General features: G+C 68.1%; 24 protein-coding genes. 16 read left to right on the forward strand and 8 right to left on the reverse strand.

The genetic code is table 11. From position 1 onward, the window contains the following. Nucleotides 1-57: 57 nt before the first annotated feature. The 3 genes from ABD743_RS03415 (at nucleotide 58) to ABD743_RS03425 (ending at nucleotide 3,352) form a co-directional block, all read left to right on the forward strand. Entirely contained in the window at nucleotides 58-1,698 is a 1,641-nt protein-coding gene (locus ABD743_RS03415) for an AMP-binding protein (protein WP_344718686.1), read from the forward strand. Nucleotides 1,699-1,803: 105 nt separating this feature from the next. Beyond that, entirely contained in the window at nucleotides 1,804-2,286 is a 483-nt protein-coding gene (locus tag ABD743_RS03420) for a MarR family winged helix-turn-helix transcriptional regulator (protein ID WP_379659068.1), read from the forward strand. 133 nt (nucleotides 2,287-2,419) lie between these two features. Beyond that, nucleotides 2,420-3,352 (forward strand): LLM class flavin-dependent oxidoreductase, encoded by a 933-nt coding sequence (locus ABD743_RS03425; RefSeq protein ID WP_344718688.1) that lies wholly within the window; start codon nucleotides 2,420-2,422, stop codon nucleotides 3,350-3,352. On the opposite strand, the gene ABD743_RS03430 is transcribed toward ABD743_RS03425, so the two are convergent. After that, entirely contained in the window at nucleotides 3,349-4,221 is an 873-nt protein-coding gene (locus ABD743_RS03430) for a PaaX family transcriptional regulator (RefSeq protein ID WP_344718690.1), read from the reverse strand. The genes ABD743_RS03425 and ABD743_RS03430 overlap by 4 nt on opposite strands. Nucleotides 4,222-4,431: 210 nt before the next feature. Between ABD743_RS03430 and ABD743_RS03435 the strand changes: the two genes are divergently transcribed. The 6 genes from ABD743_RS03435 (at nucleotide 4,432) to ABD743_RS03460 (ending at nucleotide 11,486) form a co-directional block, all read left to right on the forward strand. Continuing rightward, on the forward strand, nucleotides 4,432-6,084 hold the full coding sequence (locus tag ABD743_RS03435) for an amidohydrolase (protein WP_344718692.1): 1,653 nt from the start codon (nucleotides 4,432-4,434) through the stop codon (nucleotides 6,082-6,084). Between the two features lie 157 nt (nucleotides 6,085-6,241). Beyond that, on the forward strand, nucleotides 6,242-8,650 hold the full coding sequence (locus ABD743_RS03440; protein WP_344718694.1) for a LuxR C-terminal-related transcriptional regulator: 2,409 nt from the start codon (nucleotides 6,242-6,244) through the stop codon (nucleotides 8,648-8,650). A gap of 325 nt (nucleotides 8,651-8,975) precedes the next feature. After that, nucleotides 8,976-9,698 (forward strand): cupin domain-containing protein, encoded by a 723-nt coding sequence (locus ABD743_RS03445; protein WP_344718696.1) that lies wholly within the window; start codon nucleotides 8,976-8,978, stop codon nucleotides 9,696-9,698. After that, entirely contained in the window at nucleotides 9,695-10,252 is a 558-nt protein-coding gene (locus ABD743_RS03450; RefSeq protein WP_344718698.1) for a cupin domain-containing protein, read from the forward strand. Before ABD743_RS03445 ends, ABD743_RS03450 begins: the two co-directional genes overlap by 4 nt. Beyond that, the gene (locus tag ABD743_RS03455) at nucleotides 10,249-11,262 is read left to right on the forward strand and encodes an NAD(P)/FAD-dependent oxidoreductase (RefSeq protein WP_344718700.1); all 1,014 of its coding nucleotides are present in this window, start codon (nucleotides 10,249-10,251) and stop codon (nucleotides 11,260-11,262) included. The genes ABD743_RS03450 and ABD743_RS03455 overlap by 4 nt, the downstream gene beginning before the upstream one ends. Nucleotides 11,263-11,330: 68 nt before the next feature. Beyond that, nucleotides 11,331-11,486, forward strand: coding sequence for a hypothetical protein (locus ABD743_RS03460; protein WP_344718702.1), 156 nt, complete (start codon nucleotides 11,331-11,333; stop codon nucleotides 11,484-11,486). Nucleotides 11,487-11,521: 35 nt separating this feature from the next. Here ABD743_RS03460 and ABD743_RS03465 read toward each other — a convergent pair whose 3' ends face one another. Together ABD743_RS03465 and ABD743_RS03470 are read right to left on the reverse strand one after the other, a co-directional pair. Then, nucleotides 11,522-12,178 carry a Clp protease N-terminal domain-containing protein gene (locus tag ABD743_RS03465; RefSeq protein ID WP_344718704.1) on the reverse strand — a complete coding sequence of 219 codons (657 nt, stop codon included), beginning with the start codon at nucleotides 12,176-12,178 and terminating at the stop codon, nucleotides 11,522-11,524. A gap of 84 nt (nucleotides 12,179-12,262) precedes the next feature. Beyond that, complete coding sequence (locus ABD743_RS03470; RefSeq protein ID WP_344718706.1) at nucleotides 12,263-12,625, reverse strand: TraR/DksA family transcriptional regulator; 363 nt, start codon at nucleotides 12,623-12,625, stop codon at nucleotides 12,263-12,265. Nucleotides 12,626-12,867: 242 nt separating this feature from the next. Between ABD743_RS03470 and ABD743_RS03475 the strand changes: the two genes are divergently transcribed. Continuing rightward, nucleotides 12,868-13,872: an AraC-like ligand-binding domain-containing protein gene (locus ABD743_RS03475; protein WP_344718707.1), complete on the forward strand. Its 1,005-nt coding sequence runs from the start codon at nucleotides 12,868-12,870 to the stop codon at nucleotides 13,870-13,872. Between the two features lie 489 nt (nucleotides 13,873-14,361). After that, nucleotides 14,362-15,882 (forward strand): substrate-binding domain-containing protein, encoded by a 1,521-nt coding sequence (locus ABD743_RS03480; RefSeq protein WP_344718708.1) that lies wholly within the window; start codon nucleotides 14,362-14,364, stop codon nucleotides 15,880-15,882. A 95-nt stretch (nucleotides 15,883-15,977) separates the two neighbouring features. Here the strand turns inward: ABD743_RS03480 and ABD743_RS03485 are convergent, their stop codons facing one another. Next, nucleotides 15,978-16,331, reverse strand: a complete 354-nt coding sequence (locus tag ABD743_RS03485) for a hypothetical protein (protein ID WP_344718709.1) — start codon at nucleotides 16,329-16,331, stop codon at nucleotides 15,978-15,980. 268 nt (nucleotides 16,332-16,599) lie between these two features. On the opposite strand from ABD743_RS03485, the gene ABD743_RS03490 reads away from it, so the two are divergent. Both ABD743_RS03490 and ABD743_RS03495 read left to right on the forward strand, forming a co-directional pair. Then, nucleotides 16,600-18,066: an amidase gene (locus tag ABD743_RS03490; protein ID WP_344718711.1), complete on the forward strand. Its 1,467-nt coding sequence runs from the start codon at nucleotides 16,600-16,602 to the stop codon at nucleotides 18,064-18,066. A gap of 196 nt (nucleotides 18,067-18,262) precedes the next feature. Further along, nucleotides 18,263-18,664: a GlcG/HbpS family heme-binding protein gene (locus ABD743_RS03495; RefSeq protein WP_241042504.1), complete on the forward strand. Its 402-nt coding sequence runs from the start codon at nucleotides 18,263-18,265 to the stop codon at nucleotides 18,662-18,664. Between the two features lie 52 nt (nucleotides 18,665-18,716). On the opposite strand, the gene ABD743_RS03500 is transcribed toward ABD743_RS03495, so the two are convergent. Further along, on the reverse strand, nucleotides 18,717-19,373 hold the full coding sequence (locus tag ABD743_RS03500) for a CGNR zinc finger domain-containing protein (RefSeq protein ID WP_344718714.1): 657 nt from the start codon (nucleotides 19,371-19,373) through the stop codon (nucleotides 18,717-18,719). Between the two features lie 149 nt (nucleotides 19,374-19,522). Here ABD743_RS03500 and ABD743_RS03505 point away from each other — a divergent pair, with 149 nt between their 5' ends. After that, nucleotides 19,523-20,071, forward strand: coding sequence for a carboxymuconolactone decarboxylase family protein (locus ABD743_RS03505; RefSeq protein ID WP_344718716.1), 549 nt, complete (start codon nucleotides 19,523-19,525; stop codon nucleotides 20,069-20,071). A 163-nt stretch (nucleotides 20,072-20,234) separates the two neighbouring features. Here ABD743_RS03505 and ABD743_RS03510 read toward each other — a convergent pair whose 3' ends face one another. Further along, complete coding sequence (locus ABD743_RS03510; RefSeq protein ID WP_344718719.1) at nucleotides 20,235-21,194, reverse strand: SDR family NAD(P)-dependent oxidoreductase; 960 nt, start codon at nucleotides 21,192-21,194, stop codon at nucleotides 20,235-20,237. Nucleotides 21,195-21,267: 73 nt separating this feature from the next. Continuing rightward, nucleotides 21,268-21,849 carry a TetR/AcrR family transcriptional regulator gene (locus ABD743_RS03515; RefSeq protein ID WP_344718721.1) on the reverse strand — a complete coding sequence of 194 codons (582 nt, stop codon included), beginning with the start codon at nucleotides 21,847-21,849 and terminating at the stop codon, nucleotides 21,268-21,270. Between the two features lie 200 nt (nucleotides 21,850-22,049). Between ABD743_RS03515 and msrA the strand changes: the two genes are divergently transcribed. Continuing rightward, the gene (gene msrA, locus ABD743_RS03520) at nucleotides 22,050-22,568 is read left to right on the forward strand and encodes a peptide-methionine (S)-S-oxide reductase MsrA (RefSeq protein ID WP_344718723.1); all 519 of its coding nucleotides are present in this window, start codon (nucleotides 22,050-22,052) and stop codon (nucleotides 22,566-22,568) included. Between the two features lie 680 nt (nucleotides 22,569-23,248). Continuing rightward, on the forward strand, nucleotides 23,249-23,527 hold the full coding sequence (locus ABD743_RS03525) for a GlsB/YeaQ/YmgE family stress response membrane protein (RefSeq protein ID WP_344718725.1): 279 nt from the start codon (nucleotides 23,249-23,251) through the stop codon (nucleotides 23,525-23,527). Nucleotides 23,528-23,587: 60 nt separating this feature from the next. Here ABD743_RS03525 and ABD743_RS03530 read toward each other — a convergent pair whose 3' ends face one another. Further along, nucleotides 23,588-24,472: an NAD(P)-dependent oxidoreductase gene (locus ABD743_RS03530; RefSeq protein ID WP_344718727.1), complete on the reverse strand. Its 885-nt coding sequence runs from the start codon at nucleotides 24,470-24,472 to the stop codon at nucleotides 23,588-23,590. Nucleotides 24,473-24,482: the final 10 nt, after the last annotated feature.

Genomic DNA, 24,482 nt, shown 5'->3' on the forward strand with positions numbered 1-24,482 from the left:
GCCTCGATCACGCCCGCTCACCATTTCTCCCCGACTCGACGAATATGAGGGTGTGCAATGCAGCTCTCCCCCAGCGCTCACGAGGATTCGTTCTGCCGTGACCGCCTCCCACCGTTCGACCAGTGGCCGGAACTGCTGTTCGAACTGCCGGAGTTGCACTACCCGCAGCGCCTGAACTGCGCAACCCGCCTGCTCGACGGCGCTGTCGCGCGGTGGGGCGCCGACCGACCGTGCGTCGTGGCCCCCGGGACCTCGTGGACCTACGGGGACCTGCTCGCCCGGGCCAACCAGGTGGCCAACGTTCTGGTCGGCCTCGGGGTGGTTCCGGGAAACCGGGTGCTCCTGCGCGGGCCGAACAACCCGTGGCTCGTGGCGTGCTGGTTCGGCGTGCTCAAAGCCGGCGCCGTCGCCGTGGCCACCATGCCGATGCTGCGGACGCACGAGCTCACGAAGATCGTCGACGTGAGCCGCCCCACGCTCGCGCTGACCGATCATCGCTACGCCGCGGATCTGCGGGCTCTCGACGCCTGCCTGCCGGTCATCGAGTACGGCGGGGCCGGTCCCGACGATCTCGCAACACGCGCTGCAGCGGCGTCGACCGACTTCGACGACATCCGGACCGCGGCCGACGACGTCGCTCTGCTCGCCTTCACCTCCGGCACCACGGGGCGCCCCAAGGCCACGATGCATTTCCACCGGGACGTGATGGCGATCGCCGACACCTTCTCCCGCCACGTGCTGCGCCCGGAGCCCGACGACGTGTTCGCCGGTACTCCCCCGCTGGCCTTCACGTTCGGTCTCGGCGGACTGGTGGTCTTCCCGATCCACGCCGGTGCAGCCACCTTCCTTCTCGAGCGGGCGACACCCCTCGAGCTGATCGAGCAGGCCGCCACGAACGATGTCACCGTCCTGTTCACGGCTCCTACCGCGTACCGCGCGATCCTGTCGTCCGACAGGGCCTCGGACTTGCGCGGTCTGCGGCGCGCGGTCTCCGCCGGGGAGGCGCTCCCCCGAGCGATCGCCGAGCGGTTCCACGAGACCACCGGCATGCGTCTCATCGACGGCATCGGTGGCACAGAGATGCTGCACGTCTTCATCTCCGCTGCCGACGACGACGCACGGCCCGGCGCCACCGGGAAGGTGGTGCCCGGTTTCCGGGCTGCCGTGCTCGACCCGGACGGCATGCCGGTGCCTGACGGCGCACCCGGGCTGTTGGCGGTCAAAGGCCCGACGGGATGCAGGTATCTCGCGGACGAGCGCCAGACCAGCTTCGTCCGTCACGGTTGGAATCTGACCGGTGACACCTACATCCGCGATGCCGACGGTTACTTCATCTACCAGGCCCGCAGCGACGACATGATCGTCTCCTCCGGCTACAACATCGCAGGCCCCGAGGTCGAGGAGGTTCTGCTGCTCCACCCCGACGTCGCCGAGTGCGCGGTGGTGGCCGCGCCCCACCCCGACCGCGGCTCGATCGTCGCGGCGTACGTCGTGCTGCGCGCCGGAGTGAGCCCGGACCAACAGAAGGTCGAGGAACTGCAGAACTTCGCCAAGAACCTGGCGGCGCCCTACAAGTATCCGCGCCTCGTCGAGTTCATCCCGGAACTCCCCCGCAACCCATCGGGCAAGATCCAACGGTTCCTACTACGGCAGCAAGCGGCCCAGATGTACCCGGAACCGCTGAACCTGCCGGCCTAGCCGCGGCCATGTTCGGCGCAGCGGCCGGCTCCCGCACTCTGCCGCGCGCAATGCCAGGTAGTTCGTCTCACGAATTGTCGGGCGATCGAATGTTACCCTGGCGGAGTGGACGAGCGTTCTGATGGCCGAATCGGGGTCGTGGCCGCACTGGTGCGGTCCTCGTTCCTGGTGAATGCCGTGTACGCCGAGTCGGGTCGGGAGTACGGCCTCACCCCGCAGCAGGGACAGTTGCTGTGCGTGTTGATGTCGCAGCCCTACGGCATGAGCGAGTTGGGCGCGATGCTGGGGCTGGCCAAGTCGAGCCTCACCGGCCTGGTGGACCGCACCGAGCGCAACGGCCTGGTCAGGCGCGAACCGGACCCACGGGACATGCGCGCGGTACGGGTCGCCCTCACACGCCAGGGCAGCAGGCTCGCAGCGGAGTTCTACGCCGAGACCTGCCGGCGGGTCGAGAAGCTGTCGGCAGGTCTCAGCGCCGCCGAACGCGACACACTCGCAGGCCTGCTCGGCCAGGTCGTGTCGGACAACCAGGTTCCGGCGGTCTTCATGGAACCGGACGACGGTCCCCCCGCGGCTCACACGCCGTAGTGCCGAGGAAACGAGGGCGTCGTGATCCCCGCCCACCGGATGCCGCCGGCCCACTGGTCACGGTTGCAGTTCGTGGTACGAACTAATATAGTTCGTACCACGAACTGAACTTCTCGTCCGTGGAGTGGGGAACATGAGTCGTACGGGGACAGTGTCCGAACAGGAAGTCGTCTTCGGCTTCGGCGCGCACAGCGCCATCGACGACGGGCCGGAGCTGCTGCGCATGGCTGAGCAGGCCGACCGTGACGGGCTCGACATCTTCTCGCTGTCGGACCACCCCTACATCGGCGAGCGCCTGGACGCGTACGCGTCCGTCGGATTCATCCTCGGACGGACGCAGCGCCTCTCGGGCTTCGCCAACGTCAGCAACCTGCCGACCCGGCCCGCTCCCATGCTGGCGCGGACGGTGACGTCGCTGTCGGCGCTCTCCGGCGGCCGCATCGTGCTCGGCATGGGCGCAGGTGGGCTGTGGGATCGGATCTCCGGGATGGGGGTGCCGCGGCTCTCACCGGGAGAAGCCGTGAACGCCTTCGAGGAGGCGATCGTCCTGGTCAAGATGCTGTCGGGCGGCGGTCAGCCGGTCACCTACCGGGGCCGCCACTTCCAGGTGGAGCAGCTGGAGCCGGCTCCGGTGGCCGCGCCGCCGGTGTGGACCGGATCGGTCGGCCCGAGATCACTGGCCGCCACTGGTCGGGTCGCCGACGGCTGGATCCCCGGCCACGCGGCGGACTGGCTCAGCGAGCGGTACCGGGCGTCGCGGCCGATCATCGACGAAGCCGCGGCGGCCGTCGGGCGCGACCCGCGCGAAATCCGCACGGTCTTCAACCTCCCCGGACGGATCACCGACCAGCCGCAAGCCGCCACACGTGACAGCGACGGCCGCTGGATCGGCGGTTCCGCCGACCAGTGGGTCGAGGAACTGACCGGGGCAGTGCTGGAGCACGGCGCGTCGGGCTTCATGCTCTTCTCGAGCGAGGGCGGCGTGCAGGACGTCGTCTCCGTCGGCCGCTGGGCCAACGAGATCGCGCCGGCGGTGCGCGAGGCGATCGCGACGGAGAACGGTTAGACGGCTCCGGCGGCACCCACGGTCTGCGGGAGGAGCACCGCGCGGGCGTGCGCTGCTGCAGGGCCGGCAAGCATCTCGCGCAGCATCACGAACAACTCCTCCGCCTCGACACCGTTCCAGTCCGGCGGCAGCAGATCGAGCGGGAGTCCGGGATCGGCATAGGGCAGTTGGCGCCACGCGGTGACCATCTCGACGTACGCGGGGAAGGCGGCAGCTCCGTCGGGACGGGCGCCGCTCGTCCACCGCTCCCGCACCGGACGGTACTGCTCGATGAATCCGGTGTAGAGCGCTTGCAGGTACTCGAGGTCCCACCAGGCACGAACGTTGTCGCGGAGGTCACCGAACGCAACATGCTCCGCGCGGAACACCGACGTGTACTCGCTGATGTCGAGACGCTTGAGTGCCTTGTTCGCCTCGGCCTCCAGCTGCCCCGGTGCGATCCACACCCCCGGTGCCACCGTGCCGAAGCCGAGCCGCGTCAGTTCGGACCGCAGCTGGTAACGCCTGTCGCGTTCCGACTCCGGGACGGAGAAGACGACCAGCAACCAGCCGTCGGCCCGTGTGGCGCGCCGACGACCGAAGATCCGGGCGTCGCCGATCGCGAGGATCTGCCTGGCCTCGGATGTGAGCGCATAGCCGGCAGCCCCGTCGACACGGCAGGATTGGAGCAGCCCACGCCGCTTGAGCCGCGAGATCGAAGACCGGGCGGCTTGGGGATCGACGCCGAGGTCGGCCATCAGGCGTACGACCGCCGCCACCGACATCCACCCGTCGTGCTCCCGGGCGTAGAGCCCGTACAGAGAAACGATCAACTGGCGTGGCGGAGACACCAGTGCCGCAGCGTCTGTCGGATTCTCCACAGCAGTCACGAGAGCACCCTAACTTCGAGCATCACGGACGCCGGACCAGCAACGTCGCCGGCTCACGTTCCGTCAACCGGTCCGGTTCACCCCCGAGAGCACTTGTGCCGGATATTTGACGCCCGAAAAGCAGGCGCGATAGTGTCTCCGTACTCAGGAGGCCGTGATCCGGTCGTCGGTCACGACAGCCTCCCAACGGATCCGAGAGTGGAGATCCTCATGCCCGACCAGCCGCCCGATCGTGCCGCCTACCCGAAGTCGGGCGCAGACATGGTGATCCGCGCACGGGCTGTGCACACGCTCGTCAGCGGGCAGGAGGCGCAGCGCGCGGTCGCTGTCCGCGGCGACCGGATCGTCGCGGTCTCGGCGGACCGTGACGGCCTGGACGACTGGATCACGCCCGACACCACCGTCATCGACGAGCCGGCCGCAACTGTGCTCCCGAGCTTCGACGACACGCACACCCACCTCATCTTCGCTGCGCACGGCGCGCACGACGTCCCCGTCCACCGCGCCAAGGACATCGCCGAGTTCCTCCACCTCATCCGAGAGCGAGCGGCGATCACCCCGGACGGCGAGTGGATCCGCACCACCACCAACTGGCAGGAGCTCAACCTCGCCGACCGCCGGATGCCCACCGCGACAGAGCTGGACACCGCGACGGACCGGCATCCGATCCTCGTCAAGCGCGGCGGCCACAACGACGTCGTCAACTCATACGCACTGCGACTGGCCGGCATCACAGAAGACACGCCCGCGCCGTCAGGGGGTCTCATCGGCCGGAACACCGACGGCACCCTCAACGGCCGACTGGTCGACACCGCCATCCATCTGGTCGAGCACCTTCTTCCACCGGCCGACGACCAGCGCCGTATCTCCGGCCTGGACCTGGCCTCGCACGACTACGCCCGCACCGGGATCGGCACCGTCCGGGACTGCGCCGTGCCGCTACCGGATCTCGACGTCCTCCAACGCACGCTCGACGCCGGCCGACTCGGCACCCGAGTCCGAGCCCTGGTCTCAGCGATGGGTAAGGCCGACCCGGACGATGTCGACGGCCTCCTCGACGGAATGGAGCCGTGGCGCTACCGACACGACCCCTGGCTGCGCGTCTGGGGCATGAAGTTCATGCTGGACGGCGGGCTCGAGGGCGGCGCGACCGAGGAGCCGTACGTCGGGCACGACGATTTCTGCGGTCTGTTGCTGTGGGAACCGGACGCGCTGACAGAAGCTATCGAGCGCGTCGTGCGGCGAGGGTGGCGAGTCGGCACGCACGCCTTCGGCGACCGCGCGGTGCGCATCCTGCTCGACATCTACGAGAACGTCCTCGAACGCAATCCCGCACTGCCACCGCACTCGCTGGTCATCGAACACGGCGGCCTGGCCGGCCCTGAGCAGCGCGCACGAGCGATCGCACTCGGCATCCCCGTGACGATCCAGCAGCCACTGATGCACGACACCGCGGAGGTCGGGATCAGCCACTGGGGACAGGAACGCGTCGCGAACCTGTTCCCGGCCCGCGAGTGGATCGACGAGGGTGCCCTCGTCACCGCCGGGTCGGACTTTCCGGTCGGCCCGTTCGGTGCCATGCCATCCGTGTGGGGCATGGTCACCAGGCAGACGGTGGTGGGAGTCCAGGGACGGGAGCACGCGATCAGCCGGGACGAGGCGATCGCGCTCCACACGACCGACGCCGCCCGATTGGTGGGCGAGAGCGACCTGCGCGGCCGTCTCACTCCAGGCAGGCTCGCCGACCTCACGGTCTGGCCCACAGATCCGCGAAACTGCTCGATCGCGGAACTCCGTGACCTCAGACCGAGTTTCACCGTCGTCGGTGGTCGCACAACTCACGACGCGAGACTCACGAGCTAGCGTCCGTGCCGGCCGACCATAAAGAACATTCACGCCTTTCTTCGCTTACCCGGGCCGTGGACCTGCGGATACGGGTTCGACGGTCACCGCAGCTGGTTCAATGGTCGGTGTGCCTCGATGCGAATCGAGCGCTGCCGCAGCCGGTCGAGGGGCGGACGTGCCCGAACACCTGTCAGCCGGGCTGAGCGAGCAGCACGACGGTGCGCTGTGCTGTCGCGGCGCCGAGGGCAATCTCCCGATCGAGCTGACGAGCTTCGTCGGCCGGCACAACGAGCTGGCCGAAGCCAGGAGATCGCTCGGTTCGGCGCGTCTGGTGACGTTGACCGGGATCGGTGGTGTCGGCAAGACCAGGTTGGCGCTGCGAGCCGCCGAGAAGGTCCGGCGCGGCTTCCCCGACGGTGTGTGGCTGGTCGAGCTGGGTGAGCTGTCGGACGCGTCCCTGCTGGTGGACGTCGTCGCCGCGACGCTCGGGGTGCGGGCACCCGTCGGCAGGCCGGTCGAGGACGCGCTCGTCGACGTGCTCGCCGACACCGGATGCCTGCTCGTCCTCGACAACTGCGAGCAGATCGTCGAGGCGGTCGCGGCGCTGTCCGAACGCGTACTGCGGCGGTGTCGCCGGGTGCGCATCCTGTGCACCAGCCGCGAGGAACTGCGCACCGATGGCGAGGTCGTCCTGCGCGTGCCGACGCTGACGGTGCCGGGCGGCGCCGGTGATGCGAAGCTCACAGACCCGTCGCAGTCCGACGCCGTCGCTCTCTTCGTCGACCGCGCCACGGCCGCCGTTGCCGGATTCACGCTCACCGATGGCAACGCGGCAACTGTTGCCGACATCTGCCGGCGGCTGGACGGGCTGCCGTTGGCCATCGAACTCGCCGCGGCGCGTCTTCGGACACTGTCTCCGACGCAGATCCTCGAGCGGCTCGCCGACCGGTTCGCGCTGCTCACGCTGAGCGGCCGCGGAGCCCCGACCCGTCAGCAGACCCTCCGGCTGTGCATGGACTGGAGCCATGACCTCTGCACCCCTGCAGAGCAGCTCGTTTGGTCGCGCCTGTCGTATTTCGCCGGAACCATGGACATCGACGTCATCGCGGCGGTCTGCGAGGACGCGGTCGAGGCGATGTGCGGGCGGGAGACAGGCGGTCCGGACGAGCTGCTCGACATCGTGACGTCGCTGGTCGAGAAGTCGATCCTCGTTCGCGAGGACTCGGGGAGTGCGCCGGTCCGGTTCCGCATGTTGGAGACCTCCCGGGAGTACGGGCGAGAGAGGTCGCGCGCCCGCGGGGACGAGCACGACGTGCACGAGCGTCTCTCCCGCTGGTACGAGGACCTTGCCGTCGCGGCGCAGGAACAGTGGATCGGGCCCCGGCAGCTGGAGTGGATTGCCCGTCTCGAGCGCGAACAGTCGAACTTCCGCTACGTCCTCGACTACTGCGCGCTCGAGAACCCCCAGCGGGGCCTGCGGATGGCGGCCGCCCTGTTCCCGTTCTGGAACTCGCGCGCCCTGTTCAGTGAGGGGCGCCACTGGCTCGATCGGCTGCTCGCGCAGGCCGACGGAGAGGTCTCCGCCGAGGTCACCATGGCCCTGCATGCCGACATCGTGCTTACCGCGTCGCAGGGCGATCTCGACGCAGCCGACGTCCTCGTAGCCAGAGCCAGGGAGATCGCGGAGTCGAGCGAGGATCCCACGATGCCAGGGCTCGCCGCGTTGGCCGACGGGACCGTCGCGCTGTTCCGCGCCGAGTGCGAGCGTGCCCAGGCACACCTCGAGAACGCCGTCCGCGTGCTGCGCGCCGGCGGTGCTCCTGAACAGCCGCACCTGTCGGCCCTCGTCATGCTCGCCTTCTCCCATGAACTGCAGTCAGCAGGCCACCGCGCCATTCGGTGCTTCGAGGACGCCCTGGAGATCAGTCGTGCTCACGGCGAGTCGGTGTACCGGTCCTACATTCTGTGGGGGATGGGCGTCTCGCTGTGGCGCAGCGGCCGCCGGGAGGACGCCAGGGCCCGGTTCCACGACGGTCTGCGTTTCGCGGACGACATCGGTCATCCCCTCGTCGCTGCGTCGTGCCTCGACGCCCTCGCGTGGATCGCCACCGAGGAGGGGGATGCCCGGCGTGCCGCCGTCCTGCTCGGGGCCGCTGACGCGCTCAGCCGTCGCAGCGAGAGCATCACGACGTTCCTGCCCGCCCTACTGGTCCACCACCGCGACTGCGAGCAGAGCATCCAACGGACGCTCGGAGTACGTGCGTATTCCGCGGCGTACCGGAGGGGCGTCGGACTCGCGAGCTCTGGTGACGTGACGGCGGCGCTGGAGTCGACGACACCGCCCGCCCCCGGGCCGACGGCGTCGATCCTGCCGACCGACGCGGCGGACAGCCCGCTGACTAAGAGGGAGTCCGAGGTCGCGGCGCTCATCGGCCGAGGACTGACCAACCGCGCCATCGCCGAGAAGTTGGTCATCTCGCAGCGCACGGTGCACGGGCACGTCGAGCACATTCTGGCCAAACTCAACTTCTCCTCCCGCGTGCAGATCGCAGCGTGGGTGGTCACGCACCGGGCGTCGGCCTGACGAGGCGGTGCCACGCACGGCGACCGCGCGTCAAGGGGTAGGCATACCCACTTTTCTCCGACGCGTATACCCGTTTCACGGTTGGCGTCCTCTTACCCGTGCCCGTTGACGTTGTTGTCTCTACGGTTGGGATCAACACACCCATACGCCATCACACGGCGTTATTGACCAAGAGCGATCGACATGTGCCGGCGGCGTCTGTTCGTCGTGCGGCCGGGTGGCTGGGAGGGGGCACACCCGCCCGCACGACTTCACGACGACCTAGCGGTGTGACCAGCGAGTTTCTCGTGAAGATCGACGCACTGACTCGGAAGGAGACAACCGCATGACCGCGCAGATCGACGCGCCCGCCCAGAAGACGCTCGGGTGGTTCGGCGCCGGCGGCCCGGAGAAGGAACCGCTCAAGGAGAACGTCTTCGCCACGATGGTGACCCATCAGGGGATGCAGCAGCAGCGCGAACTGTTCCCCTATTTCGGGCCGAACGACCTGGTTCCGGCCGGCGCGTTCTCGTATTCGTTGCCCGATATGCCGAGGTTTCACTTCTACCATTACAACGAACAGCAGGAGATCGTCATCAGCATGGCGTCCGAGGGCGCTCCGCTGAAGACCGGGCAGATCCACGTCCAGGACAACACCCACGGCGTGACGACGTTCCTCACCAAGCCCCACGCGCCGCGGATGGAGTCGTATCAGATTTGCCTCATCACCATCCGGATGAGACCGTTCGCGCCACAGAACGAAGCCAAGATGTTTCGTTGCTCCGAGTGCAACGAATTGATCTTCCGGTACGACGAGGACATGCACGTCGGCCCTCCGCACCGCTTCTACCAGGAGCTCCCGAACATCCGCGTGTACGCCGACGCCGTCGACAAGTTCAACGCGACAGACCGCATCTGTCCCGCCTGCGGGCACCAGAACGAACCGTTCCCGCAGGACATCGCGGGGTGGCGCCGCTACGCCGACTACATCGAGCTGGCCAACCGGGCGCGCGGCGACATCGAGAAGGCCGCAACCGCCGAGGGTTTCGACGTGGAGGTCGCGCAGTGAGAGAGCACCCGGTCCGGAAGAAGACGATCAACACCTTCAAGGAGGCGAAGAAGACCTGGGGGTCGTACGACGACTTCCCGCTGGCGGCGGCCGGGGTCGACCCCGCTCCACACCTCAGCCGCAACCGCGTGGCCCAGCCCTTCCACCTGGTCACCGCGATGGACGAGCTACTGGTGACGATGGCGGGCACGGGTCACGTCGAGTTCCGCACGCCGAGCGGCACGAAGACTCTCGAATTCGAGCCCGGCGACGTGATCTACCTGCCGGCTCGGATGCCGTCGCGCGTCCTGCCGGCCACGGAGGCCATCCACGTACGGCTCAAGACCACTGCACCGTTCCAGGAAGCCGCCGCCTTCTTCTGCACCTCGTGCGACTCGCTCCTGCACTCGGTCGAGTTCGTCGTGGACGTGCCACAGCGGGCGTACTGGGACGCGGTCGTCGCGTTCAACTCGACGGTCGACCAGCGGACTTGCTCGACGTGCGGAGTGGTGGCCGATCCTGTCGATCTCTCCGACATCGCGTGGGACGACGTCGCTGACGTCCTGACGGCGTGACCTCGGTCGAGATCGACGTCCTGGTCGTGGGAGCGGGCCCGGCCGGACTGTTCGCGGCCTACTACGCCGGCTTCCGGGGACTGCGGGTCGCGGTGGTCGACTCGCTGTCGGAGCCGGGCGGTCAGATCAGCGCGATGTATCCGGAGAAGATGATCTTCGACGTCGCCGGGTTCCCCTCCGTCAAAGGCCGCGAGCTCGTCGGAAACCTGGTGGCACAGGCCGCGCCGTTCGACCCTGTCTACCTCCTCGGGCAGCCGGCCCAGCGGCTGGAGACGGTGGGAACGCCGGGAGCCGGTGGCGGGTTCCTCGTCAGCAACGACACCGGTCTGTCGGTGCACGCCAAGGCCGTGATCATCACGGGTGGGATCGGGAAGTTCGAGCCGCGACCCCTTGCGGCTGCACGCGACTTCGGCGGCCGGGGGATCTCCTATTTCGTGCGCGATCCCACGGAGTACGCGGGAACGGACGTGGTGATCGTCGGCGGTGGCGACTCCGCGTTCGACTGGGCGGACACGCTGCACGGCTCGGCCCGGTCGGTCACGCTCGTCCACCGACGGCGGGCGTTCCGCGCGCATCCCGCAACGGTCGACCGGGCCCGGACCGCCGGGATCGACATCGTCGTCGAAGCGGAGGTGACCGGCCTGCACGGAGTCGATCGGGTGGAGGCGGTCGACATCCGCAGCGGCGAGTTCGGCGAGCGGACGATCCCGTGCCAGAAGGTCATCGCAGCGCTGGGCTTCACCGCGAACCTCGGCCCGCTCCTGGAGTGGGGGATCGACGTCAAGAATCGCCGGCACATCCCCGTCGACTCGGCCATGCAGACGAACGTCGCCGGTGTCTTCTCCGCCGGGGACATCAACGACTACCCGGGCAAGGTGCGCCTCATCGCCGTCGGTTTCGGCGAGGCGGCGACGGCCGTCAACAACGCGGCGCACTTCATCGACCCGAGCCGACCCGTGTTCCCGGGGCATTCCACGGACGCGGCACCCGAGCCTGTCGCCGCCCGATGAACAAGGAAGGAGTTCGGCGATGCCATACGTGATTGCGGAGCCCTGTGTCGACGTCATGGACCGCTCGTGTGTGGACGAGTGCCCGTCACGTCGCGGACAACATCCGGTTCTTCGCCGAACCGCTCCCCGGCCAGGGCAGGCAACCCGGTGGCGCCGAGGACTTCGGTCCCGTGGGGGTGGACACCGAGTTGGTGCAGGACATCCCTCCTCGCGACGCCGGCTGACGACGAAAGGCCGCTCGGTCCGCTGCGGCGACAAGCTACGTCGCGGTCCCGCGCTCCAGCCGGGTGAGCCTCGACCGGATGTCCTCCAGAATGGCGCGAACCGGCGCTGACAAGCCTGCCGTCGCCTGCTGGGTTCGGCTGAACACCGCACCGGCGACCGCGGCACCGACCGCCGTGCGGAGCCTGGCGAGGTCGGCGCCCGTAGCTCGGAGGGCAGCCGCCACGCCGTCATCGTCGGGCCCGGCGGCGAGCCCCAGCAACAGGTGTTCGCACCCGACGTAGTTGTGCTGCAGGCCGACCGCCTCGCTGACGGCTCGATCCAGGGCGCCGCGTAGATCAGTCCCGTTGCCGTGTCCCCGGGCCTCCGCGACGACATCCGGCGGCTCCACGTCAAGTGCGGCGAGAACGGTCAACGCCAAGTTCTCGCCCTCGTCGACCAGGGCACTCAGGAGTTCGACAGTGGTGGTCGGCTTGGTGAGCAGCGCGCGATCGACCGTGCTCCGTGCTCGCGCTGTGAATCGGTTCCAACTTGCCGTTTCGGTCATGTCGAGTCCTCCGCTGGGCACTGTGCCGCCGGTGGCTGCGAGTACCGCCTGTGCCAGCGCCTGTTGGCACACCGAGGACACCGGCACCCCGGCTTCCTTCACAGCGGCGGCCAGGTCGTCCGGCAGGTACACGTTGATCTTGGGCACAGCAGCCTCCGAGCCTGTGGTTACAAAGGGTTATAACCCCTTGTAACCCCATCTCGCAAGACGCTCGTCGGCGCGCACGTGCCCTCAGAGTCCGCGGCCCGATCGACTCTCCGCGCAGGCGATACAGGTCTCAGCCGCAGGCAATGCCTCCAGCCGTGCCTCTCCGATGGCATTCCCACACCGCACGCACCGGCCATAATCACCCGCGGCCAGGCGATCCGCCGCCCGATCCAGTGCCGCCAGATCGCGTCGCGCGCCGGCCAGCAACCCCTGCAACTGCGCACGCTGGACCGCGATCGTCACCCCCTCGGGGTCGTGCTCGTCGTCGTGCGTGGTGAAGGCCTGCTCCTCCGCCAACGACCCGACCTGCCGCTCCAGCCCGGCGATCCGATCCGCGGTCTCTTCCCGCTCAGCAGCGAGCTGCGCAGCGACGTCAGGGCTGTACATGCAGGTGAAACGGGTACGTACAGGCGACGGTTCCGCCGGGCAAGCTACCGTTTCGCGCGGCGATTGCGATCTGCCCGTACGCGACTCCGACGGAAGATCCTCGACGGCCGGAGCGCGGACGTACGCTCCTTGCCGACCGCGGCTGCCACGACGTCAGGAGAGCGGCTGCCGTTCGTCCTGCGGTTCGCAGAGGCGCGCTCCGCGAGTTTGCTGACGGAGGGTCCGATGCGGAGGTTTTCCTGGTGGACGTCGCTTTCAGCACCACGAGCACCGCAGCCGCCGACGTGCTTCGGCGACTGCACGAGGCGCTCGACACCAAATTCGTAGGCCTCGACGTCGCGCCTCGTACCTGCGGTTCGTCACCCACCGGCCTCCATGCCAGGTTCTCCTCCCACGAGCTCGATGACCTCAGCATCGCTCGCTTCACCAGCACTCCGGTCTCCGCCTATCGCACGCCCCGCCACATCGACCGCGCCCCCCGTGACGAGTACATCGTCGCGCTCCATATCAGCGGGGCGGCCCGCTTCGCCCAGGACGGGCGGCGCACCGTCCTGCGCCCGGGGGACATCGCCGTGCTCGACTCCGACCGGCCCTATGCATTCGAGCTGGGCGGTCCTGGGCCGTTCGAGCACGTCGCAATCCGCGTCCCGCGTGGACGACTCACCGCGGGACGCCCGCTGCCGGTCGGGATCGCGGGGGCCAGGCTCGCCGCCACCAGCGACGCCGGCAGGCTTCTGTCGCCGTACTTCAGAACGCTCACCGCGCCGGACTGGAAAGCGACCGTCCTCACAAGCCGCTTCCTCGACTCCGGCCTCTCACTTCTCGCAGCCGTGCTGGAGGAGTCCGCCTCCGGCACGGCGCCCCGCCTCTCAGAGCTTTGTCGCCTCCAGCGCGAGGCCCGCCGACGGCTCGCCGATCCGGACCTGTCGCCTGCGACCGTCGCAGCCGCCGGCCACATGTCCGTCCGCCAACTGCATCGCCTTTTCGCGGAGGACGGCACGACGTTCGGCACGTGGCTGCGAAACGAACGCCTCCGGCACTGCTATGTCGACCTCACCGACCCCGCCCTGCTTCACCTGCCGGTCGCCGATATAGCGCAGCGCTGGGGTTACCGCAGCCCGGCGCACTTCTCCCGCGCCTTCAGCGACCGCTACGGAACCACGCCGCGCGATGTCCGCCGAAGGGCCGGCATCCGTCGGTCGCCAGGGTTCGACCTGCTGAGGAACGTGCCGAACCAAGGGATCTGAGCGGGCGGCTTGTCCGAGCGTGCCGGGGTGGTTGCTGCAACGTGCCAGTGGGGCGTTCCGAGACAGACGGGGGCCTAGCATCCCCCACGATGACCTCGCGTCGCGACGGCTGCGCAGCCGTCGTCCGTCAGCTGACGCGCGAAACAGGCGGGGCTTGCCGGGGGTGCACCGCGAGGGGGGTGCGCCCCCGGTCGAACGACGCCCGAGCCCTACGGCGGTTCCGCCGAGCTGCACCGCGTCGGTCGTTGGTGTCACGGTCCAGTCCATCAGTTGCCGCCAATTCGTCATCTTTCGGTTGAGTGTCGGTCAACCGGGATATCCGCGGTACGGAAGGCGTGGGCCTGATCACCTTGCTACTTCCACGCTCCTCTACGCTCACGCGGCGTGCCCGCCGTTCTCGAATTCATCCGACAGGTGGCAGCCGGACTGTTCAGTGCCGGCTCGGTCTACATTGCGATTGCGTTGACACTTGCCGCTATCGCACTGGTAGTGCGCTTGTACGTCAGTCGGAAGCGGCTGTCATTCGAAGAGGACTTCAACTCCAAGATCGGCATCGTGCCGTTCGGCCACAACAACGATCCAGCCGCGACGATCCTAAGCGTCTTCAACAGCGTCAGCGTCGTCGTCATCCGGGTATGGAACTCCGGCCGGGCCACGATCGAGGCGGACGACTATCGCCGCGCGCTGCGCTTCGTGGTCCGTGGCCGCTACATCTTGGATTTTCGGCTCTCCCAACCGCAGCCCGACGACCTTCGGAGTCCGGTCGAGAAGGATGCGCAGATCAGCGCTGTAGTGACCGACTCGGGCACTCCACCCCCGTTCCGTAGTCGAGAAGACCTGCTGAAGGAACTTCCCGAATCATTGCTGAGCCCGGATGCAGAACACAAGAACAACAGCCGCGAACTGCGGCTACCCAGGCTCAAGCTGCGGCCACGAGACGAGTTCCGGTTGGTGGTCGCGCTTCGAGAGGACGAGAAGGCCCCACCGGAGGGCAGGCGGCTGGACAAAGGCTACGAGTTCGATGGTGAGCTGCACTCGGGCAAGCTCATCGATCATGGCGCACCGCGGCGACGCCCTTCAGCCAATCAGCTCCTCGTCGGGGCCGTAGCGGTACTCGCCGTGATGCTCGTTCTCGCGCTCTTCGTGCGGCCGATGAGCCCGGAGTTCTGCGCTGACGGCGAACTCCGGATCGTCGGCTCGAGCGCGATCGAGCCGACCGTGCGGGCCATCTCCGACGGATATCGGGCCAGCTGCGGGGGTGCCCGGTTCAGCCTGGACGACATGGACGGGAGCCTCGAGGGCATCCGAGAACTGCAGGACAAACCCGACGAGCGACAGCGCCTCCTGGCCTTCTCCGACGGCCCTGCGAATGGGCCGACCGGACAGCTCGATCGGCACCCGGTCGCGGTCCTCGTCTACGCACTGGTGGTCAATCGCGCCGCCGGTATCCAGAGCCTCACCACCGACCAGGTCCGCCAGATCAACGCCGGAACCGTGCGCAACTGGTCCGAGCTGGGCGGCGCCGACGTCCCGATCCGGCTGGTCGGTCGGGGTCCCGACTCCGGGAGCCGGCAGGCGTTCGAGAGTCACGTCCTCGGCGGTGCCGAAGCGCCTGTGTCGTCGAACTCGTGCTACTCCAACGACCGGGTCCCCGACGCGCCGGTGATCCGCTGCGAACGATCGACCACCACGGAGTTGCTGACCGAGGTCGACCGCGTCGAAGGCGCCATCGGCTACTCCGACGCCGCGCCGGCCGCGCAGTTCGGCAGGCTGATCCGACTGCGCCTCGACGGCGCCGAGCCCACACGGGAGTACCTGGAGACCACATACAAGTTCTGGACTGTGGAGTACGTCTACACCAACGGCGTTCCCGAAGGCGAGGGCCTGTTGAACAACTTCGTCGACTACCTCGCCGCCGACCCTGCAGCCCGGCACCTGCAAGATGCGGCCTACGTCCCGTGCGTGGGCTCCGACCGCAGCATCGCGCAACTCTGTCTGATCGAGCGCTAGCGGGTGAAGAACCGCCCATGCGCTGACCCAGGAGAGCATTCGTCGGACCGCTGGATGGATTCCCATCCAGCGGCCTGACGAAATTGCTTGTCGAACTATCTGAGTTTGCCGGCGTGGAACCTGAGACCAGGGATCAGCCCGCCGAGAATTCCGGCGATTACACCGGTCAGGACCACCAACAGCTGGATCCACGTGGATCCCAACACCTCCGGTACGGTTGCCGCCAGGACAATCGCCGCGATCACTCCGAGGGCCAGGCCGCCCAGGCCCCCGAGCATGACGAAACGAGCATCCCGCCGTTCACGCCGGCTCTGTTCCTCCTTGATCCTTGACTGATACCAGGGAAGTACGGGATCGCTCTTAGGGGAAGAGGATGCGGTCTCCGAGGGCGGCGTGGCCGTGCTGTAGAGATCTCCCTTGTCAGGCTTGGACCAGAGATCATCTGTCATCGATGCAGAACCTCCATTGGGGCATCGACCGGTCATGGCGGCTCAACGAGAGCCTGCTGACGAGCCCTGATACCCGGACAGCAAGGTTTGCGCCAGGTGGCACCGGCGACGACAACACCATTCCCACCCGCCCCACTGATTTGGTGGAAAAGTAAGGCAAACCTCATCCAGACATCCCGCGCGGCCACCCATAACAATCTGACTTTCAAATTTGTATTCAGAGGTGCTACGGTCGGATTCCCGACCCCGGACCTCGAGGAGCCCGCCCGTGGGTACGCACGACCACAGCTACTCGACCGCGACGGAGCTCGCTGCCGCCATGGATGCGGGCGAGGTCTCCGCCGTCGAACTCATCAAGGCGGCGATCGAGCGGATCGAGCAGTACGACGCACCGATCAACGCCGTCAGCGTGCGCGACTTCGACCGTGCGCTGGCCGCGGCCCGCGCGGCGGACGCCGTCCGTGCCCGAGGCGAGAATCGTCCGCTCCTGGGAGTCCCGATCACGATCAAGGACTCCTTCAACGTCGCCGGCCTCCCCACCACCTGGGGTATCCCGCCGTTCAAGGACTTCATCCCCGCAGAGGACGCCGTCGCGGTCGCACGCCTGAGGGCCGCCGGGGCTGTGATCCTCGGCAAGACCAACGTGCCCTTTGCGCTGGGTGACCTGCAGACCTACAACGCCATCCACGGCACGACGAACAACCCGTGGGACCTCACCCGGACCCCCGGTGGATCGTCGGGTGGCTCGGCCGCAGCCCTCGCGGCGGGCTTCGGTGCGCTGTCCGTCGGCTCCGACATCGCCGGTTCACTGCGTATACCGGCCCACTTCACCGGCGTCTACGCGCACAAGTCCTCGTTCCGGCTGTTGCCGTCACGCGGCCACTCGGCTCCGCCTGCGCCACCTCTCGCGTACGACCGCGACCTCACCGTGATCGGCCCGATGGCACGGAGCGCAGGCGATCTCTCGCTGATGCTCGATCTCCTTGCCGAACCGGACGAGACCGGGATCGGGATCGCCCACCGGCTCGACTTGCGTCCCGCACGACACAAGACGCTGGCGGACCACCGGATTCTCGTCGTCGACACACATCCGCTCATCCCGACGTCCGCCGAGATCCGCTCCGCGATCGACGGCCTCGCATCCGAACTCACCGCGGCCGGCGCGCGGGTGGAGCGCCAGAACGACCTCCTTCCCGACCTGGTCGAAGCGGCCCGGCTCTACATGCGTCTCCTCCTCGCCTCGATCGCCGCCGCCTACCCGCCCGAGGCCTACGAACGCGCCCGAGCGGCTGCGGATCGCGTCACGCCCGACGATCCGAGCCTCGCCGCCGAGCGGGCGCGGGGCGCGGTCCTGAGCTATCGCGACTGGGTCGCCGCCGACGCGGTACGTACACGCCACAGCGCCCAGTGGCGTGCGCTGTTCGCCGAGTTCGACATCGTCGTGACACCGGCCGCGCCGACGACGGCCTTCGCCCACGATCACAGCCCCGATCAGTGGGCGCGCACGATCTCGATCGACGGTGCCGAACACGACTATGCCGACCAACTCGTCTGGGCCGGCCTCGCCACAGCACCAGGCCTGCCGGCCACCGCCGCCCCCATCGCCCGCTCGGTGGAAGGTCTCCCGATCGGGGTTCAGCTCGTCGGACCGATGTTCGAGGACCGCACTCCCCTGCGTTTCGCCGAGCTTCTCGAACGCGAGCTCGGCGGCTTCACCCCGCCTCCGACCTTCTGACCACGGGCGACGACCCGCCTGTGGTCGTGCCGCGTCCCGGCGGGCAGCACGGTGCACAGGTGGACGAAGCTCCCGTGTGGGGGACCGTCAGACCGGCGAGCCCTGTGTGCGGTTGAACTCGTCGGCATTGTTCGAGACGCCGGACGGGTACCTCGACTGCGGACAGAGCGCTGCACACCACAACCGAGGGAACCCCATGACCGCACTGACGCTCGCCGACGCGCGCAAGATCATCGCTGCCGCCGAGGCCAAGGCCGAGGAGATCGGCCAACCCATGAACGTGGCCGTAGTCGATGCAGGCAGCAACCTCATCGCCCACATCCGCATGGACGGTGCCTGGATCGGATCGGTCGACATCTCGATCAACAAGGCCTGGACATCCCGCGCCTTCGACATCACGACTAAGCACCTCGGCGAGAACTCCCAGCCCGGCCAGGACTTCTACGGCATCCTCGCCTCCAACAACGGCAAGGTGATGATCTTCGCCGGCGGAATCCCGCTCACCCGCGACGGCAAGGTGGTCGGCGCGATCGGCGTCAGCGGCGGGACCGGCGACCAGGACCAGACCGTCGCCGAGGCAGGCGCCGCCTCCCTCTGACACCACGACGGTCCCATCCCTGGAGACGGACTGCGCCCGCCCAGGGACGGGCTTACTGCACCGTGCCCGTAGCCGACGGGCGGCTCTCGGAGTGGTGGCGCTGGTAGTGGCGCGCGACGCGAGCCCGGTTGCCGCACCCGGCGGAGCACCATTCCCTCCGCGGATGCTGCTTGACGAAGAACAGGAGACAGCCGGGGGCCAGACACGCGCGGAGCTGGTCGCGTTGCGCGCCCGCGAAGAGCTCGACGGCCTGGTGAGCGATCAGGGAGACCGCGAGTTCGCCGTGGGTGCCGGTCGTCCGGAAGGCTCGGGCAGGCTCCCCGCCGGTCGGCCACAGCAGCTCCGGCCAGGCCGGTGCGAGAGCGTTGAGGGTGTTGATCGCGTCCTGCCGTGCGGGTATCGCGGACGTCACCGGAACACGAGGATCGTCAGTCGCCTCAGCGGCCAATCGGCGCAGAGCGTCGCGCAACCCGCGCAACCGCCCGGCGACCTCGCCGATGGCTCCCCCGCTGAGCTCCGCCGAATCCACGCTTCCGCCGGACTCCGCCTCCAGGCGATCGCCGATCGCGTACAGCCAGCCGACCGCGGCGGCGTCGTCGCTCAGCGCGTCCTGCACGTCACCCCGGTCGATGCGGACCGTGTTCATCAGCTCAACCGCGAGCGGCTCGCCGAGCAACGTGGCACCCGCGGGCACCTCTGCGCGTCCCATCTGCCCACCGTACCACGCAAACTAATGGTTTGATGCCACGTTTCCCATTTGACAGCGGCCCACACGCGTGGCAGCGTGACTAATGGATGCGATGCAATGTATCCATTAGATCTAGAGAGTGGTCATACGGCCACGGAAAGGACATCACCATGTCCACGCTGCCTCAGCTCGAACCCGCCGACTCCATCGGCGCCGTAGCCGACGTGCTCGTCCAGACCAGGAAGACACTCGGGTCCGTCCCGAACATGGCCAAGGCCATGGCCAACAGTCCCGCGGTACTGAAGGGCTTCCTCGCGTTGTCCACCGCCCTGAGCGGCGGAGTGATCCCCGCGCCCGCACGCGAGCAGCTCGCCCTCGCCACGGCCGAGTACAACCGCTGCGAGTACTGCCTGTCCGCCCACACCTTCATCGGTTCGAAGGTCGCCAAGCTCAGCCCGGAGGAGATCGAGCACGCGCGCAACGCCGAGTCCTCCGATCCTCACGTTGCCGCCCTACTGGCACTGTCCGACGCCATCGCCAGGGGACGCGGCGCCGTCGACGACACCGTGCTCAAGACCGCCCGGGCCGCCGGAGTATCCGACGCCGAGATCGCCGAGGTCGTCGGCAATCTCGCGCTCAACATCCTCACCAACTACTTCAACATCCTCGCGGACACCGACAACGACTTCCCCGTCGTCACACCGCACGAGCAGAACTGAGTAACCGCTGCAGGTGAGGACGCCGCGAACTGGTCGGCATGACCTGGATCCGATCACAAGCGGGGCCGAGGACCACCCTTCAGAAGGTGGGAGCCGGCCGACGAAGCTCCGTGGCCGAGGGCTCGCTGGGGAACTCCTCGGCCACGGAGCGCCGGCAGGAAAGTCAGGATCGAAGCAGTCGAGCCGTCTCGTCCCAGAGGCGGTCGGCGTCGTTCGCGTCGAGGGCGTACGGGAGCACGCCGCTCATGCCGTCGGCCCGCTCCGCGATGACGACGGCCTCGTTGCAGTCCTCGAAGTACCGTCCGGTCACCCCGTCGACGAGGGGGGAGGCCGCCAGCAGAACGGACGTGGCCGCACCCTGCTGCGGGGTCTTCCACCCCGGGGGGACCTCCAGACGGTTGCCCTGCTCGTCCACCGCGCCGACGAAGCGCAGCTGCATGTCGTCGAGGTGGCGCTGGAGGTTGGTCATGATCCCACCGGGATGCAGGGCATTGGCGGTGACGCCGTCAGCCGCCCACTTCTTGGCAACGGCGACCATGAACAGCACCGTCGCCGTCTTGGACTGGCCGTACGCCGACCAGGCCTCATAGGGCCGGGAAGCGAAGTGGACGTCGTCGAAGACGACCGGCGACTGTTGGTGGGCCGACGAGCTGACGACCACGAGCCGGGCACCCTGCGCGGTGGTGAGCGCCTCGTGCATGCCCAGCGTCAGGGCGGCGTGGCCGAGGTGGTTGACGGCGAACTGCGCCTCCCAGCCCTCCGGGGTCCGGGCGAGCTCGGGCAGCGCCATGATCCCCGCGTTGTTGACCAGGATGTGCAGGGGCCCGGTCCAGCCGGTGGTGAAGGCGTCGACGGTGGAGCGGTCGGCCAGGTCGACGTGGGCAACACGAACGTCGTCACGTCCCGTGGTGGCCCGGATGTCCGCGGCGGCGCGCTCGCCGGCGTCGGCGCTGCGGACGGCGAGCGTCACCTCGGCGCCGGCAGACGCCAGCGCGCGGGCGGTCTCCTGGCCGATCCCGGACGAGCCGCCGGTGACGACGGCACGCTTGCCGGTCAGATCGACTCCGGCGATCACGTCGGCGGCGGTCGATTGCGCAGCGAAAGGGGTGGTGATTCTGGGCATGGGTGTACTCCGTAGGTGGGTGAAAAAGCGTTGAGCGCAACGACCGGGACGGGGGGCCGCCGGTCGGCGTCAGTCAGTCCGCGGCGCGGTGGATCAGCCGCACAGCGCGCCTCACCCGGTCGCGGAACTCGGCGCGCGTGGCGCAGCTCCCCTTCCAGGTCAGCGCGGCGGAGAAGAGGACGTCCGTGACGTCGTCGGCACCCAGGTCATCGGTGAGCATCCCGGGCGGGGCCAGCGAGCCGATCCGGGCACTGATCGTGGCCCGCGCCTTCTCCTGGTAGTCGCCGAACATCGAGCCCAGCTGAGGCTCGCTGTTCTCCAGAAGCTCGTTGAGGTCGCGGGCCACCTGGGTCTCGACGTACTGGCCCATCAGGGCGTCCAGCGCGGTGACGAGCCGCTCTTCGAAGCTCAGCGTCTCGTCGGCGAAGCAGTCCTCCATGGCCTGCTGAGCCCGTTCCATGACGCCCTGCATCGTGGCGCGGTACAGCTGCTCCTTGTTGGGGAAGAGCAGGTACAGCCCCGGCCGGGAGATGCCGGCCGCCTTCGCGACCGCCTCCATCGACGTCTTCTGGAACCCGTACCGCCCGAAGACACCGAGGGCAGCAGCAAGGACGGCGCGACGCTTGGGGTCGTCCTCGATCTCCGGACCGCTCACACTTGACAGAGTAGACAGACTGACGTCAATTGTCTATCCCGTCAGGGGGTGTCGAGACAGCCGTGACGGCGCGGGGCTGCGGGGCAGGTGGCCCAGTGACCCGGTGCTCGACATGTGGCATCGCATCCGAGTCACCTGGATGCTGGTAGGGAGCACACCAGAACCGACACGAACCGCAGAGCGAACACCAGGAGTGAACAGTGACTGAGCAGCAGAAGGCCATCCTCGCCGGGGGTTGCTTCTGGGGGATGCAGGACCTCATCCGGAGGCGCCCTGGCGTGCTGTCGACCCGCGTCGGCTACACCGGCGGCGACACACCCAACGCGACCTATCGCAACCACGGCACGCACGCCGAAGCGATCGAGATCATCTTCGACCCGTCCGTCACCTCGTACCGCGACTTGCTCGAACTCTTCTTCCAGATCCATGACCCCACGACGAAGAACCGCCAGGGCAACGACGTGGGTATGTCCTACCGCTCGGCGATCTTCTACCTCGACGACGAGCAGCGCCGCGTCGCAGAGGACACCATCGCCGACGTCGAGGCCTCAGGCCTGTGGCCCGGAAAGGTGGTCACCGAAGTCACGCCGGCAGGACCGTTCTGGGAGGCCGAGCCCGAGCACCAGGACTACCTCGAGCGTTACCCCAACGGATACACCTGCCACTTCCCGCGGCCGGACTGGGTGCTGCCACGTCGGAGCGACGCCGTCGCCCGGTGAACCGGTTATTCCCCGTAGTCGACGCCTGAGATCCCCGAGGTCGAGTTGGCAAGAACCGCCACCACTCGACCTCGGTCCGGGTGGCCTGCCGTTCGGCACGACTTGACTTGTGTTCCTCCTGCTCGTCGCGCCGTGGCAATGGACGGTGACCCGCCTGGTCATCGGCCTGCTGGTCGTCGCAGGGGCTGCTCTCGTCGCTTGGCTCACCGAGGGCCGGCGCGGTGTCGCGATCTCGGACGCCGCACCTTTGACCGGGAGCGACTGCTCGTCATCCCGACCGCAGGTGAGATTCCTATCCTGCAGGGCCTGGCCATCGCAGGCGTTGCCGCCGGACCGATCGGTGCGTTGCTATCACCCTGCCCGCGGTGAGCCTGCCGGGGATTGCCATGGTCGGCAGAGCACTTGGCTGGAGGACCACTGCCGCGACGGCGGCCATGGTCGTTGCCGGCGGCCTTCTCGGAGCGGGTCTGCTCACCGTGCTGTGAAGGACGCCCTGCCTGGTACCGACCGACAGGATCTGCTGGTCGCCACGGGGGTCGACACCTCGCAGCGGGCGGCACGCTCTCTGAAACTCGGTCTCGAATCGGTCACAGAGCGCGATCCTGGGTTCCGCTGGTCCCCGAACGGGAACAGATCCTCAGACCGGGCCGAGCATCGGCCCACCATGCGCTGGAGGAACTGTGACCATCACCGGCATCATCACCGCGATCGTGATCGGGGCGATCATCGGAGCGCTGGGGCGCCTGGTCGTTCCCGGGCGCCAGCCCATCCCCATCTGGCTCACCATCGTGGTCGGCATCGTCGCCGCATTCATCGGCACCTTCATCGCCCGCGCGATCGGCATCCCCACCGCCACCAGCGGCATCGACTGGCTCGAACTGATCGTGCAGGTCGTCGTCGCCGCAATCGGCGTCATCCTCGTGTCGAACCTCTACGGACGTCGCTCCGTACGACACTGACACGCGTTCCACCCGCCGGGCCCACCTCACTCAGAGGTGGGCCCGGCGTCGTTCCGAGCGTCATCGCAACTCGATCCCGGCCTCATCCTCCAGAAGCGCGACGGCCAGCAACTCCCCGTCGACCGGCCCGTACCGCGTGAGCGCGCGGCCATAGATCCGGCAGACGAGATCCGACAGCTCGAACGGCAACCCGTAGCTGCGAGCCTGCGCAGACACATTCGCGAGTTCCTCGTAGCAACGGTCCAGACCGAACGACCTCATGTAATCGCCGGCCAACAGCGCGTCGAGGTCTCGCCGGATGAAGTCGCCGCCCGCGGCGCTGTCAGCCAACGCGGTGCGCAACAGACCGAGATCGATCCCGGCACGCTTGCCGAGCAGCATAGCTTCCGCCGTTGCCACCGCCTGGCCGAACCACAACAGGTTGACCAGCAGCTTCGTGGTGAATCCAGCGCCGGGGCCACCGACATGGATGATGCGGTGCGGATCACCGAAGACCTCGAGCAACGCACGGTGCCGTCCGAGAACCTCGGCATCTCCCCCGACGAACAGTTTCAGTGCCCCCGCCTCGGCGGCGGACACACCGCCTCCGACGGGTGCCTCGAGAACATCCACACCCCGGGCCACGGCCAGCAGCCGGATCGGCTCGGCCGAAGCGGACGAGTTGCTCGTCATGTCGATCCACGTGGCCCCGGCAGGCAACGCGCGGAGCGCCCCACCTGCGCCTGTCATCGCCTCGACCACCTCGTGGGGACCGGGCAACATCGTGATCAGGACATCGGCCGCCGCGGCGGCCTCGGACGCCGTGGGCGCCCACGCTGCCCCGATCGCGAGAACCTCCGCCTCCAGCTCGGGCCGAAGATCATGCGCTACAACGTCGTGTCCAGCACGAACCAGGTTGGCACACATCGGCAGACCCATCCGCCCCGTGCCCAGGAATCCGATCACCTGTACAGAA

Source organism: Pseudonocardia yunnanensis (assembly GCF_039534065.1).
GTDB lineage: Bacteria > Actinomycetota > Actinomycetes > Mycobacteriales > Pseudonocardiaceae > Pseudonocardia > Pseudonocardia yunnanensis.

Coding starts and splice junctions, on each gene's coding strand:
- ABD743_RS03415 (WP_344718686.1), top strand. CDS start 58: ATGCAGCTCTCCCCCAGCGCTCACGAGGATTCGTTCTGCCGTGACCGC.
- ABD743_RS03425 (WP_344718688.1), top strand. CDS start 2,420: ATGAGTCGTACGGGGACAGTGTCCGAACAGGAAGTCGTCTTCGGCTTC.
- ABD743_RS03435 (WP_344718692.1), top strand. CDS start 4,432: ATGCCCGACCAGCCGCCCGATCGTGCCGCCTACCCGAAGTCGGGCGCA.
- ABD743_RS03445 (WP_344718696.1), top strand. CDS start 8,976: ATGACCGCGCAGATCGACGCGCCCGCCCAGAAGACGCTCGGGTGGTTC.
- ABD743_RS03470 (WP_344718706.1), bottom strand. CDS start 12,625: ATGTACAGCCCTGACGTCGCTGCGCAGCTCGCTGCTGAGCGGGAAGAG.
- ABD743_RS03485 (WP_344718709.1), bottom strand. CDS start 16,331: ATGACAGATGATCTCTGGTCCAAGCCTGACAAGGGAGATCTCTACAGC.
- ABD743_RS03495 (WP_241042504.1), top strand. CDS start 18,263: ATGACCGCACTGACGCTCGCCGACGCGCGCAAGATCATCGCTGCCGCC.
- ABD743_RS03500 (WP_344718714.1), bottom strand. CDS start 19,373: ATGGGACGCGCAGAGGTGCCCGCGGGTGCCACGTTGCTCGGCGAGCCG.
- ABD743_RS03505 (WP_344718716.1), top strand. CDS start 19,523: ATGTCCACGCTGCCTCAGCTCGAACCCGCCGACTCCATCGGCGCCGTA.
- ABD743_RS03510 (WP_344718719.1), bottom strand. CDS start 21,194: ATGCCCAGAATCACCACCCCTTTCGCTGCGCAATCGACCGCCGCCGAC.